Below are 13750 nucleotides of genomic sequence, written 5' to 3'. Positions count from 1 at the left end.
CCATGCTCGCCTCGCGGCAAGTGGTCGCTCTAAGCGACGAAGGTTGGGCCCGGGGGCTTGGATCGGGCCGGTGTCACGTCCAGGCTAACAAACAGATCCCGTAAGACCATTCCCATCCCGAGAGTTCATGGAAAGCACCTCTCGATCACCCCTCGATCGGTCCCTTCAGTCGCGGAGCAGATCCGGCACCCCGTTCGCGTCCGGCTCGTCCCGCTCGGCCGAGACGACCGTCAGCTGCTGGGTCGCGCGGGTGAGGGCGACGTAGAGAACCCGCAGTCCGGCGGGCGACTCGTCGGCGATCTCCGCGGGCGATACGACGACGGTCGCGTCGTATTCGAGCCCCTTGGCCTCCAGGCTGCCGAGCGCCACCACGCGGTCGCCGAGGCCGGTGAGCCAACGGCGGGCCTCCTCACGGCGGTTCATGGCGACGACCACGCCGACCGTGCCGTCGACCTGGTCGAGCAGCCGGGCGGCCTCCGCGCGGACGGACTCCGACAACGAGTTCCGTACGACGGCGAAGTGGGGCTTCACACCCGTCGAGCGAACCGCGGACGGAGACTCGGAGCCGGGCATCGCCAGGGCCAGGACCTTCGCCGCCAGCTCCGCGATCTCGGCCGGGTTGCGGTAGTTGACGGTGAGGGTGAAGCGGCGGCGGGGGCGGGAGCCGAGGGCCTCGTCGCGGGCCTCGGCCGCCTCGTCGGGGTCGGACCAGGAGGACTGGGCCGGATCTCCTACGACCGTCCAGGTGGCGTGCCGGCCGCGGCGGCCGACCATGCGCCACTGCATCGGGGTGAGGTCCTGGGCCTCGTCGACGATGACGTGCGCGTACTCGACGCGCTCCTGGGCGAGCCGCTCGGCCCGTTCGCGCTGCGACTCCTCGCGCGTCGGCATCAGCTCTTCGAGGCCGGTGAGCTGGTCCAGCGGGTCCAGGTCGCGCCGCTTGCGGGGGCGGGCCGGGGTGCCGAGGATCGCCTGGAGTTCGTCGAGGATCGCCACGTCGTGGACCGAGAGGCCGTCCCGCTTCAGGGCGCGGGCGACCCTGCGGACCTCGCCGGGGTTGAGGATGCGCCGGGCCCAGCGGCCGAGCTTGCGCTCGTCGGACATCGACTCCAGGACGGCGCGCGGGGTGAGTTCGGGCCACCAGGCGTCGAGGAACGCGATGAAGTCGTCCTCGCTCGCGATGTCCTCGTCGAAGGACGAGCGCAGTTCGGCGGCGAGTTCGGGGTCGGTGTGCCGGCCGGCCGAACCGGAGCGTTCCCACAGGGCGTCCAGGAGGAGCTTGCGGGCGCGCGGCCGCAGCATGTTGACCGGGGCCGTACCGCTGAGCGCGCTCTGCCGTACGCGGTCCAGGTCGGCGGCCTCCAGTTCGAGGCGGCGGCCGAACGCCACCACTCTGAGCCGGGTCGGCGAATCGTTCAGCTCCAGGGCGCCGCGCGCGGCCTTCCGCAGCACACGGAGCATGCGGTACGAGCCCTTCGCGCGGGCCACCGCCGGGGAGTCGTACAGGGTGGCCTCGGCGCCGTCGACGAGCGAACCGATCGCCCGGATGGCGACCTGGCCCTCCTCGCCGAGGGACGGCAGGACGCCCTCGGTGTACGCGACCAGCAGCGGGGTCGGCGAGACGATGAGGATGCCGCCCGCGTACCGGCGCCGGTCCTGGTAGAGCAGATAGGCGGCGCGGTGCAGGGCGACGGCGGTCTTTCCGGTGCCCGGGCCGCCCTCGACGTAGGTCACCGAGGCGGCGGGGGCGCGGATCACCAGGTCCTGCTCGGCCTGGATCGACGCCACGATGTCGCGCATGGTGTGGCTGCGGGCCTGGCCGAGCGCGGCCATCAGGGCGCCGTCGCCGATGACGGCCAGCTGCTCACCGTCCAGGATGGCGGTCAACTCCGGCCGCATCAGGTCGTCTTCGACCCCGAGGACCCGCCGCCCCTTGGACCGGATGACCCGGCGCCGTACGACACGCCCCGGATCGACCGGCGTCGACCGGTAGAACGGCGCTGCGGCGGGCGCCCGCCAGTCGATGACGAGGGGCGCGTACTCGGAGTCCAGGACCCCGATCCGCCCGATGTGCAGGGTCTCGGCGATGTCGGCGGTGCTGTCGTCCCGGACAGCGCCTTCGGCCGGCTCGACGGCGGTGTAGGCGCCGTCGGGTCCCTTCTTGCCGTCCTTGCCGAGCAGGAGGTCGATCCTGCCGAAGAGAAAGTCCTCGAACTCGTTGTTGAGCCGGTTGAGGTGGATACCGGCGCGGAACACCTGTGCGTCCCGTTCGGCGAGCGCGCCGGGCGTGCCGACCTGGCCGCGCTTGGCCGCGTCGTTCATGAGGAACTCGGCCTCGTGGATCTTCTCTTCGAGCCGCCGGTACACCCGGTCCAGGTGTGCCTGTTCGACGCTGATCTCCCGGTCCCGTAGCGAATCCTGGGCGGATTTGTCGGACACCGTGTCGAGCGCGGTCTCCTGTTGAGCCTGTGCGGCCACCGGGCCCCCTTCTTACGTGCTGGGCAGCCGTCAACCGTACGCGAAAGAAAGCCTCCGGAGCGAGGGGCCTGCCGAGTGGATCTTGACAAAGACGCGGGGCCCGGCACGCGCACCTGCCGCGTTCCGGACCCCACACACCACAGTGATCAGTTGCTACATGCTCACGCGTCCACTGCCACGAGCTTCTTGCCGTCGAAGGTCATGACCTCGAAGTGGTCGATCTCGTTCGGCGTGAAGGCCGCTCCGCCCTGGGCGTAGAGCGGGCTCTTGGCCTCCGCCTTGGTGGCGTTCGCGATGCCGTAACCCCAGGCCGGGACCGACCAGGAGCTCATCGTCTCGCGTTCGCCGTTCTTGCCGACGGCGATCAGGGAGCACTTCAGGGGTCCCTTGACGTTCTTGAGCTCCACGACCCCGAGGGTGCCCCAGTCCTTCTTGGACATCGCCACGGTCGCGGTGACCTTGGTGCTCGCGTCCGTCGCCGTGACCTTGTCGGACAGCTTTTCGAAGGTGGTCTTCGCGGTGCCCACGGCCACCGAGCCGTTCTGGCCCGAGTTGTCGCCGTTGTTGGCCGCGATGACGGCCAGCGGTCCGGCGATGATCAGGGCCGCCGCGGCGGCGATCATGTAGAAACTGCGCCGGCGCTTCTGGGCCCGACGGTCACCGACGTCGTCGACCAGCCGCTCCACCAGTCGTGGACTGGGTTTCGCGGCCAGGGACTCGGCGATCGCGGGGGTGCCGGTGCCCGGCAGATCCGCGAGCGCCGCCAGCATCGGTTCCATCCCGGCCAGCTCGTCGAGCTGCTGGGCGCACCATTCGCAGGTGGCGAGATGGGCCTCGAAAGCGGTTGCTTCGGCGTCGTCGAGAATCCCGAGGGCGTAGGCGCCGACGGTCTCGTGTTCGTTCGAGCCCTGAGATCCCTGCATGGAACCAGGACTACCCGTTCCGTATCCCCCGTACATGCTCATGCCGTCACCCCCCGCTCCTCCAGAGCAAGCTTCATCGATCGAAGGGCGTAGAACACCCTTGAGCGCACCGTGCCACTGGGGATGCCAAGCGTCTCGGCCGCCTCATTGACGGTACGCCCCTTGAAGTACGTCTCGACGAGCACCTCCCGGTGGGCCGGGGTCAGGTCGTCCAGCGCGTCCGACAGTGTCATCAGCCACAACGCCTTGTCGATCTCGTCCTCCGCGGGGATGACCTCCAGCGGCGACGGGTCCACCTCCTGCGGCCGGGCCTGCCGGCTGCGGTGACCGTCGATGACGATGCGCCGTGCCACCGTCACAAGCCAGGGTCGTACCGATCCGGTCGCCCGGTTGAGCTGGCCGGCGTTCTTCCAGGCCCGGATGAGCGTCTCCTGCACCACGTCCTCGGCACGCTGCCGGTCCCCGGCGACGAGCCGCAACACATAGGCGAGCAAGGGTCCGGCGTGCTCTCGGTACAGGGCACGCATCAGCTCCTCATCAGGTTCCGAGGACTGGGACATGCGATGTCGGGCCCTCGGTGCGTGTTCATTGGCCACGACGGAATCCTTGCGCACGCCCACCTCCGGTGTCCGGGGGTTCCCCCAGTCGGTCGCTCATGGAGAGGTACGCGAGCGGGTGGGCGAGTGTTCAACGTGAGGCGACAGTTTTCTTCGGAGTGACGTGACGAGCGGGACATGAGTGCACATTCCCACCGTACGATCTTTACATTTCCACCACACGAGCAAGATCACGCGAGCTGCCCAGGCGGCGCCGGAGTGAAACGCACTGTTGTCGAAATCACTTCGGCAATTGACGTCCCGTCACTCCACAGAAGCCGCATAAGGGATTCTCAGGCTCTCGCGAGCGCGGCGCGCCGCCGATGCCGGGCCACTCTTTCCCGGTTCCCGCAGACCTCACTGGAGCACCAGCGCCTCCTCCGCCCCCGGGACGAATCCAGATAAACGATCGGGCAGTTGTCCCCCTCGCACTCCCTGAGCGAGGCCCGCGCGACGGGATCGGTGAGCAGTTCCACGGCGTCCCGCGCGATCACCGCGAGCAACGCACCGCACCCCGGAGTCCCGTCCAACTGCCGCACCAGCACGCCCTCTTCATCGCGTACGGCACGAGGTGCCGGGGGTGCGGCGCTGGCGAGGTCGTTGACGCGGGCGAGGGCGAGGTCGTAGGGCCGGGTGTCGTTCGATGGCCTGCTGCGCACCAACTGCCCGATCTGCCCCCGCAGTTCACGAAACCCGACGAGCCAGGAGGAGTCGACGTGCGCGAGCGGGGTGGCCGCGGGGACGAGCCCGGAGCGGACGATCCACGCGCGGAGCGGCTCCGGCGCGTCGAGCCGTTCCTCGGGATGCGTGGTCGCGAGGAGATCCAGACAGATCCGCCCGGCGTCGAAACGCAGCTCGTACGGGGCCATGGTCGAACCCAGTGCCATGTGCCTGTCACCGCCTAGGGATTACCCCGGTCGTCGGTCATGTCAGTCGTCGGGAGTCGGTGGGCTGCCAGTGAGGTGGGGGCGCGGGAAACCGTTCTCTCTACAGTGCCTGCCCGCTCGCGCGGCCGTAACCCCTTGTGCGGGGCGCGCGTGGACATCGGTGTGGACGGTCGCGTATGCGGTCGCGCGTCTCGGCGATGTCCGGTGGGGTGCCCTGTCCGTTGACTGGAGGGCATGACGGAGAAACAGGGCACGAGCGGCACGGGTTGGGTACTGGGTGCGGCCACGGTCGCGATGGGGTTGATCGCCGGGGTCTTCTACGTGTTCGCCTGCGCGATCATGCCGGCGCTGGCGCGCAGCGACGACCGGGTGTTCGTCGAGGTGATGCGCAACATCAACGACGTCATCCAGAACCCGGTGTTCTTCCTGAGCTTCATGGGGGCGTTGGCGCTGGCGGGCGTGTCGGCGTGGCAGGCACGCGGGAGGCCGTATCGGGGGTGGGTGTGGGCGGGGTTGATCGCGTACGCGTTGGCGTTCCTGGTGACGGTCGCCTTCAACATCCCGCTGAATGACGGCCTGGCGAGCACGGCGGATGCGGGGGTGGCTCGGGAGCGGTTCGAGGGGGCTTGGGCGGGGTGGAACGTGGTGCGGGCGGGGTTGTCGACGGTGGGGGTGGGGTGTCTGGTGCGGGGGCTGGTGTTGTACGGGGGGTTTCGGCGTGGGGGTGCTTCTTAGGGCGGGGTGGGGGCTTTGGCCGTGGGGGAGCTGCCTTGTGCGGGGCGGAGGCCTTGGCGTGGGCGGGCTTTGGGTGCGGGGCGTTGGTGTGGGCGTTGCCAGGGGCTGCCGCCCCCGGACCCCTCTGGCCCTGAAGAGGCCTCGTCCTCAAACGCCGGACGGGCTGGATATTGCCGGCCGACGCCGTCCGGCTCGGCCTGCGGAGGCTCGCTTCTTGGCGCAGGGCGGTCGCTTGACGCGGGTCGGTAGCTTCAGTGCCGGGTGGGCTCTTCGTGCAGGCCGGCACGATCCGGCCCGGCGGGGCTCGCTTCTTGGCACGGGTCGACGGTATTCAGCCCGTCCGGCGTTTGAGGACGAGGCCCTTTCGGGGCCGAAGCGGGGGTCCGGGGGCGGCAGCCCCTGGCAACGCCCACACCAACCCCCGCTCACCCCACGGAGTACTTCGTGTCGGCCGCCGGATCCAACGCCAGCCGATAGCCCCGCTTCACCACCGTCTGGATCAGCTTCGGAGAACCAAGTGCCGTGCGGAGGCGGGCCATTGCTGTCTCTACGGCGTGTTCGTCGCGGCCGGCGCCGGGGAGGGCGCGGAGGAGTTCCGCGCGGGCGACGACCCAGCCCGGGCGGCGGGACAACGTACGGAGGAGGGACATGCCGGCCGGTGGGACGGGCCGTAGCGCGCCGTCGACCAGGACCGCGTGGCCGCGGATCTCCACGCGGTGGCCGGCGATGGGGAGGGTGCGGGCGCGGCCGGGGAGTTCCTGGCAGAGGAGCTGGACGAGGGGGCCGAGGCGGAAGCGCTCGGGCTGGACGGTGGCGATGCCGTGGTTCTGGAGCGGGAGCGCGGTGACGGGGCCGACGCAGGCCGGGAGGACGTCGTGGTGCAGGGCGGCGAGGAGTTCGGGCAGCAGACCGCGGGTCTCGGCGCGGGACAGCAGCGACGCGGCGGCCGGTGCGCTGGTGAACGTCAGCGCGTCCAGGCCGCGGGAGACCGCGGCGTCCAGGAGCCGGTCCAGCGGGGCGATGTCCTCGGGCGGCATCCACCGGTACACGGGAACGACGACGACGTCCGCTCCCCCGGCCCGGAGCGACTCCACGAACCCGGGCAACGGTTCGCCGTGCAGCTGGATGGCGACCCGGCGCCCCTCGACGCCCTCCTCAAGCAGCCGGTCGAGCACCTCCGCCATGGACTCGGAGGACGGCGACCACTCCTCGGTCAGCCCGGCGGCGCGCACCGCCCCTTTGACCTTGGGCCCGCGCGCGAGCAGTTCCACCCCGCGCAACCGGTCGAGGAGCGCCTCCCCGAGCCCCCACCCGTCGGCGGCCTCGATCCACCCCCGGAACCCGATGGCGGTCGTGGCCACCACCACATCCGGCGCCTGGTCGATCAACTCCTTGGTCGCGGCGAGCAGTTCACTGTCGTCGGCCAGCGGCACGATCCGCAGCGCGGGCGCGTGCACGACCACCGCGCCGCGCCGCTGGAGCAGTGCCCCCAGCTCGTCGGCGCGGCGCGCGGCGGTGACGCCCACGGTGAACCCCGAGAGGGGGCCGTGTTCCGCGCGGTGCTCCGTGCGATCCAGTCGCTGCTGTTCCTCGTGCATGGGTCTCGTCCCGAATGTCGTCGTACACGCAATGGTGCAGGGCCTACATGCCGAACGAGCCTGTCAACGGCGCGTGACAGGCTCGGTTCGGCTTTATGTCGCCGGTGTTACGTCACACCTCGGCATAGCTGAGCTGCGGCTTCGCCTCCGATGCGGAAGCTTTGGCCTGAGCCTGGGCGGTGGGGCGGCGAAGGTATACGGCCCAGGTGACCCCGAAGCAGAGGGCGTAGAAGACGAGGAAGGCGACGAACGCGCCGGTCCCGGAGCCGTAGGAGAGGAAGGACTGCCGGAAGGCGAGGTTGATGCCGACGCCTCCGAGCGCGCCGACCGCCCCGATGAGTCCCATGGAGGCACCGGAGAGCCGTCGCCCGTAGGCGGCCGCCTCCTCGCCGGTGAGTCCCTTGGCGAGGGCCTTGGTCTGGAAGATGCCGGGGATCATCTTGTACGTCGACCCGTTGCCGAGGCCGGTCAGCGAGAAGAGGACGACGAAGGCGGTCACGAAGAGGGGCAGCGACTTCTGCATGCTGGCCGCGACCAGTACGGCGGTGGCGACGGCCATGCCGACGTAGTTGTAGAGGGTGATCTTCGCGCCGCCGTACTTGTCGGCGAGCCAGCCGCCCAGCGGGCGAATCAGGGAGCCCAGCAGCGGGCCGATGAAGGTGAGGTAGGTGGCCTGCAGCGGGGTACGGCCGAACTGGTTGGTGAGCACCTGCCCGAAGGCGAAGCTGTAGCCGATGAACGAACCGAACGTGCCGATGTAGAGGAAGGACATGATCCAGGTGTGGGCATCCTTCACGGCGTCCTTGGCGGCACCGGTGTCGTTCTTGACGTTCGCGATGTTGTCCATGAACAGCGCGGCGAGGGTGGCCGCGACGACGATCAGCGGGATGTAGATCCCGAGCAGCACCCGGGGGCCGCCGTTCGCGCCGATGACCGCGAGGGCGACGAGTTGGATCGCGGCGACGCCGATGTTGCCGCCCCCGGCGTTCAGTCCGAGCGCCCACCCCTTCTTCCGCAACGGGAAGAAGGCGTTGATGTTGGTCATGGAGGAGGCGAAGTTGCCGCCGCCTATGCCGGCCAGCAGGCCGATCCAGAGGAAGGTGTCGAACGACGTCCCCGGCTTCATCACCACGAACGCGGCGATGGTGGGGATGAGCAGCAGGCTCGCCGAGATGATCGTCCAGTTCCGCCCGCCGAAGACGGCGACCGCGAAGGTGTACGGCACCCGGACGACCGCGCCGACGAGCGTGACCATCGACGTCAGCAGGAACTTGTCGGCCGGGGTCAGCCCGTACTCCGGGCCCATGAAGAGCACCAGCACGGACCACAGGGTCCAGATCGAGAAGCCGATGTGCTCGGAGAGCACGGAGAAGACGAGATTGCGGCGGGCGACCTTCTCACCGGTCTCCTGCCAGAAGGTCTCGTCCTCCGGATCCCAGTGCTCGATCCACTTGCCAGTGGCTGTCATGACGCCTCCACGGTGCACTACGGGGTAACGAGCGGTGATGCATCCCGAAGGTAGGGAGGGCGCGTTTCCGCGCTGTGGCTGTGAGTGACCGGAAGGGAACGTTGCTCTCACTGGCGGAGGGTGGGCGCGGTGAGGTCGTGGCTGACGCCGACTGGTGAGCGCGGGCCGTGCAGGGCTGGGCGCCGGGGTCCGGGAAGCTGTGTTCTTTTCTAACCAGTCAAAGAGCGGTTAGGGAGTTAGTTCGCGGACAGCTTGTCGACACCCTCAGCCCCTCCGCCGAGCCCTCCCCCGGCTCCCCCCATCCGGCCACAACCGGGGCCCCCGCTTGGCGGCAATGTCCTCGATCCACCCGAACGCGAGGATCGCCACCGCGATGAGCGGCCAGATCAGCAGGAACATCAGGAACGTGTCCGCCTTGTCGAGGAAGGCGGTCGCCCCGTCGCTCTCCATGAACGGCAGGTTGTACAGCTGGTCGAGGATCGGCACCGTGGCCATGATGAGGAGGTTGTGCCACAAGTAGATCGTGACGGCGCGGTTGTTGGACAGCGTGACCAGCTTGTCCCACCTCGCCAACCGTCCCGGCAGCGTCTGCCAGGACGGTGCGTACTGGAGCAGGATCACCACGACGCCGAAGGACCAGGCCGCCTGCGCGAGCGGGATGTCGTTCAAGTCCCAGCCGTCCGGGCCCAGATGACCCGACGCCCACCACAACCCGAAGCCCATGATCAGGGTCGCGCCCGATACCGCCAGATAGCGCGGGACCTTCTTCAGTACGCCCTCGTGGTGGGCGAAGCCCAGGACCCAACAGCCGCCGTACACCGCGAAGTCGGAGACCGCGTTGCCCGTCTCGCCGGGGATGGTGACCAGGCCTGTGCCTACAACCGCCGTCAGCGCCAAGGGTGCCAGCAGAGTTGCCCAGGGGACCCTCCTGAACGCCCACAGCAGCAGCGGCGACGCGATCACGAACCACAGGTACGCCCGCAAGTACCACAACGGGCCCGCCGCCTGGTCCGCCCACGTGCTCTCCAACAGGCCCGACTCCGAACCCAGATGCTCGGGATACGGCGGGGCACCGAACGGCACGATGTAGTCGAAGATCTTCGCCGCGCCCCACCAAGTGCCGCCCAGGTCAGGGTCCTTGAGGGGGTTCCAGCCCATCCCGAACGTCATCGCCAGCACCACCGCGCTGAACGCCCAGAGCGGGGGCAGCAGTCGCCGTAGCCGACCCCTGATCACGCCCAGCGCGGGACGGTTCAGCGAGCGGGCCATCAGCGAACCCGCCAGCGCGAACATCACGCCCATGGAAGGGAACAGGACCGACAGCCACGCCCAGCCGAAGAGGTGGTAGATGACGACCCGGACCAGGGCGATCGAGCGGAGGAGGTCGAGGTAGCGGTCCCGGCCGCCACCCCCGGCCCCCTTGGCCTTCGTCGGTTCCGGTGCCAACTCCGGTTCCTGCTGCCGCTGTTGCGGAATCCCGTACGCCGGCGTCGATTCCGGATCCGGGTTCGTGCCCGTACCCGCCGTGTATCCGTGCGTCATGCCACAGTCCTCCGGTCACTACTGCTGCCGCCACCGCTGCGCGCACTCGGCACCGGACCCCCCGGCGCCTCCACAACCCCCGTCCGCCGCAGCTTCTGCCAGCGCAGGCGGCCTCCGGTGAGCGCGGTGATCCAGGACTGGAGGAGCACGACGTACATGAGTTGGCGGTAGAGGATCTGTTGCAGGGGCAGGGAGACGAGGTGGGTCATGCGTTCGCGGTCGAGGCGGAAGGCGTAGGCCGCGCAGAACGCCTGGATCGCCAACACGCCCAGCCAGGCCAGGAATGTCTTCTCCGTCGGGCCGAACACCAGGCCGTAGAGCAGGAACACGTCGATCAGCGGGGCCAGGATCGGGGCGATCACCATGAAGAGGGCGACCAGGGGGAGGCCTACCCTGCCGAAGCGGCCGGACGGGCCACGGTCGAGGAGCGCACCCCTGTGCTTCCAGATCGCCTGCATCGTGCCGTACGACCAGCGGTAGCGCTGCGACCAGAGCTGCTGGACCGTCTCCGGCGCTTCCGTCCAGGCCCGCGCCTTCTCGGCGTAGACGACTCGCCAGCCGTCGCGGTGCATCGCCATCGTGATGTCGGTGTCCTCGGCGAGCGTGTCGTCGCTCATGCCGCCGACCCGTTCCAACGCGCTGCGCCTGAACGCCCCGACGGCGCCCGGGATCGTCGGCATGCAGCGGAGCATGTCGTACATACGGCGGTCGAGGTTGAAGCCCATCACGTACTCGATGTGCTGCCAGGCGCCGATCATCGAATCCCGGTTGCCGACCTTCGCGTTGCCCGCCACCGCGCCCACGCGCGGGTCGCCGAAGGGCTGGACCAGCTCCCGTACGGTGGCCGGTTCGAAGACCGTGTCGCCGTCCATCATGACGATGAGGTCGTGACTGGCGTTCGCCAGACCGCGGTTGAGGGCGGCTGGCTTGCCCGCGTTGACCTGGCGTACGACGCGGACGTTCGGCAGGAACATCGCCTCCACGATTCTCGCCGTACCGTCGGCCGAGCCGTCGTCGATGACGATCACCTCGACCGGATGCTCGCTCGCCATGAGTGAACGGACCGTGTTCTCAATGCACTTGGCCTCGTTGTACGCCGGGACGAGGACCGATACCGGTTCGGTGACCGGCGGTCCCCAGGCGAAGTTCTTGCGGCGCACCCGGCGGGCGTGGATGACGGAGAGCAGCAGCATCAGCGCGAAGCGGGCGATGACGAGGGAGCCGGTGATCGCCAGGCCCACCACCAGGACGCCCGTGATGTCGTCCGCGGCCTGGACCAGGAAGATCCACGCCTTGGCCTTCCACAGGTTGACGCCGGTCACCGGGGTGAGCGCGCTGGGCGCGCCGAGGGCCTCGGTGAGGTTGTCGAACCGGTAGCCCTTGGCCTGCATCTCCGGCAGGAACTTGTCGAGCGCCTCGACCGTCTGGTGGCGGTCGCCGCCCGAGTCGTGCATCAGGACGATCGCGCCCTTGCCGCCGCGCGGGGTCGCGTTGCTGATGATCTTCGCGACACCGGGCTTCTGCCAGTCCTCGCTGTCCGTGTTGTTGACGGCGGTGATGTAGCCGCGGGTGCCGATGTACTGGGTCACCGGCCAGGACAGGTTGTCCATCGCGTCGGCGGAGGACGAGTACGGCGGACGGAAGAGCGATGTACGGATGCCGGCCGCGCCGGTGATCGCCAGCTGGGTCTGGGACAGCTCCCAGTCGATGCGCTTCTTCGACTGGAAGGAGAGGTCGGGGTGGCTGAACGTGTGCACGCCGACCTCGTTGCCCTCCGCCACGATGCGTCTGACCAGTTCCGGGTAGCGCGAGGTCATCGTGCCGGTGACGAAGAAGACGGCGTGCGCGTGGTGCTTCCTGAGCACGTCCAGGACCTTGGGCGTCCAGGTCGGGTCGGGGCCGTCGTCGAAGGTCAGCACGATGTCGTGGTCCGGCACGTCCAGGCTGGTCGTACGGCCGCTGCGGGTGTCGATGACCGGGCCGCCGTCGAGGATCTTGTCCGGCACCTTGTCGGTCGCCGCCTCGGGACGGATGCGGTGGTCGGCGAGGATCTCGCTGTGGACGTAGCCGCGCAGCATCAGCATCGCCAGCAGTGCGACGAGGAGCAGCATCGGCAGCAGGAACCGCATGGACAGCCGGCGGCGCCGGGGATCACGCGCCGCGCGGGCCCCAACTCCGCCTGCTGTTAAGGGAGTTGCTCCGTGTCGGCCGCCCGGGGCCTGGTTCGTGGCCTTGGGGCGGCGGTTGTGCGATGCCATCAGAGAATGTGCTCCGGGGTCGTGGACGGGGCCGGCGCCGGGTCCGACGGAGCGGCCGGCCCCTGCGCCACGGGCGACGGGGTGCTCGGGGCGTCGGCCACCGTGCCGGTGCCCGTCGTGGCGCTCGGGGTCGGTGTCGGGTCGGACGGCGCACTCGTGACCGTCGACGGCGTCGAGGCGGGCGGGGACGAGGCCGGCAGCGAGGGCTGCACGACCGGATTGCTCGCGCCGCCGCCCGTCGGCGCCGTGGCGCTCTTGCTCGTGGACGGCTTGGGCGACGCGGACGCGCTCGCCTTGCTGCCGGGCTTCGCCGACGCGCCGGCCGTGCCGGTCACGCTGACGCCCGGCGACGGCGTCGTACCGTCGCTCGCCGTCGGGATGTTCCCCGGCGCCACACTGCCGCTGCCACCGGACGGCTGCCCCGACTCGGCGGGCAGCGGCGAGGTGTCGACCTTGCCCGCGGGCGCGTCGTCCTTCTGCCCCGGCACCGGCAGCCACGGCGCGTCCGAACTGCCGGACAGCAGCGTGATGACGATGACGACGGCGTACACCGCGCACGCGATGCCGACGGCCATGCCGAACCGCCGGTACCTACGGCTGCGACGGCCGGACTCGTCGACGAAGACGGGCCGGTCGGAAGCGTCGTTACCGGTGCCGCTCTTGCCCCCGGCCTCCGCATGCCGGGAGGGCCCGTCGAGCTGGACGGTCACCTCGTCGGGGTCGGCCGCTCCCCCTTCAGTCCCCGTCCCCGTCTCCGGCGACGCGCCCCAGGGATCGGCGAGGATTCCCGCGCCGACGGCGGAGACGTCCTTGCCGGCGGGCGGCTCGGGCCACCCGGTCTGTATACGACGACCGTCCTTGGCCGTGCGACGGCTGTCCTTGCCCGTATGCCGACCGTCCGTGCCGCCATGCCGACCATCCGTGCCGATCTTTCGACCGACCTTGGCGGCATGCCGGCCGCCCTCCAGGATCTCTGGTCCTCTGGTATCCGCGGCCGTTCCGGTCGCTTCGGTGTCCGAGAACGCCTCCTCGGCCTCTCCGCCTATGACCGGTACTTCCCTGGTCGCGGATGCAGCTTGGGGCCATTCTGGTTGGGCGTCTTCTCGCCACTTTTCCATGCGCACGCACATCCCCCCACGGGACTGTTCCGGGTGCGCAAACGACCCTGAGCACACGCCGCCGAACCGGGCCCCCACCCGGTCCTCGCGCCCCCCTTACCACACCGTGCTCAGGCCCTGAAGGTAGCGCACAGGGAGCACTCCATG

10 protein-coding genes are annotated in these 13750 nt (G+C 69.6%); 1 reads left to right on the top strand and 9 read right to left on the bottom strand.

The window, feature by feature from the left end:
- Positions 1-165: 165 nt before the first annotated feature.
- From ACGFY9_RS38090 to ACGFY9_RS38075, 4 genes are all read right to left on the bottom strand, one after another.
- On the bottom strand, positions 166-2478 hold the full coding sequence (locus tag ACGFY9_RS38090) for a HelD family protein (protein ID WP_393762033.1): 2313 nt from the start codon (positions 2476-2478) through the stop codon (positions 166-168).
- Between the two features lie 161 nt (positions 2479-2639).
- Positions 2640-3401 carry a zf-HC2 domain-containing protein gene (locus tag ACGFY9_RS38085; protein ID WP_393762032.1) on the bottom strand — a complete coding sequence of 254 codons (762 nt, stop codon included), beginning with the start codon at positions 3399-3401 and terminating at the stop codon, positions 2640-2642.
- A gap of 38 nt (positions 3402-3439) precedes the next feature.
- Positions 3440-3961, bottom strand: a complete 522-nt coding sequence (locus ACGFY9_RS38080) for a sigma-70 family RNA polymerase sigma factor (RefSeq protein ID WP_019056398.1) — start codon at positions 3959-3961, stop codon at positions 3440-3442.
- A gap of 329 nt (positions 3962-4290) precedes the next feature.
- Positions 4291-4884: a CGNR zinc finger domain-containing protein gene (locus tag ACGFY9_RS38075; protein ID WP_393762030.1), complete on the bottom strand. Its 594-nt coding sequence runs from the start codon at positions 4882-4884 to the stop codon at positions 4291-4293.
- Positions 4885-5118: 234 nt separating this feature from the next.
- Between ACGFY9_RS38075 and ACGFY9_RS38070 the strand changes: the two genes are divergently transcribed.
- On the top strand, positions 5119-5619 hold the full coding sequence (locus ACGFY9_RS38070) for a DUF1772 domain-containing protein (RefSeq protein WP_393762028.1): 501 nt from the start codon (positions 5119-5121) through the stop codon (positions 5617-5619).
- Positions 5620-6044: 425 nt separating this feature from the next.
- Here ACGFY9_RS38070 and ACGFY9_RS38065 read toward each other — a convergent pair whose 3' ends face one another.
- The 5 genes from ACGFY9_RS38065 to ACGFY9_RS38045 form a co-directional block, all read right to left on the bottom strand.
- Entirely contained in the window at positions 6045-7217 is a 1173-nt protein-coding gene (locus ACGFY9_RS38065; protein WP_393762026.1) for a uroporphyrinogen-III synthase, read from the bottom strand.
- A gap of 112 nt (positions 7218-7329) precedes the next feature.
- Entirely contained in the window at positions 7330-8685 is a 1356-nt protein-coding gene (locus tag ACGFY9_RS38060; RefSeq protein WP_393762024.1) for a nitrate/nitrite transporter, read from the bottom strand.
- A 264-nt stretch (positions 8686-8949) separates the two neighbouring features.
- Positions 8950-10227, bottom strand: coding sequence for an acyltransferase (locus ACGFY9_RS38055; RefSeq protein WP_393762022.1), 1278 nt, complete (start codon positions 10225-10227; stop codon positions 8950-8952).
- Positions 10224-12485: a bifunctional polysaccharide deacetylase/glycosyltransferase family 2 protein gene (locus ACGFY9_RS38050; RefSeq protein ID WP_393762020.1), complete on the bottom strand. Its 2262-nt coding sequence runs from the start codon at positions 12483-12485 to the stop codon at positions 10224-10226. The genes ACGFY9_RS38055 and ACGFY9_RS38050 overlap by 4 nt, the downstream gene beginning before the upstream one ends.
- Positions 12485-13603: a hypothetical protein gene (locus ACGFY9_RS38045; RefSeq protein WP_393762018.1), complete on the bottom strand. Its 1119-nt coding sequence runs from the start codon at positions 13601-13603 to the stop codon at positions 12485-12487. The genes ACGFY9_RS38050 and ACGFY9_RS38045 overlap by 1 nt, the downstream gene beginning before the upstream one ends.
- Positions 13604-13750: the final 147 nt, after the last annotated feature.

Source organism: Streptomyces sp. NPDC048504 (assembly GCF_043200035.1).
In the GTDB taxonomy this organism is placed as follows: domain Bacteria; phylum Actinomycetota; class Actinomycetes; order Streptomycetales; family Streptomycetaceae; genus Streptomyces.
Note: the sequence above shows the minus strand (reverse complement) of the source record. Positions and strands in the feature narration are given on the sequence as shown.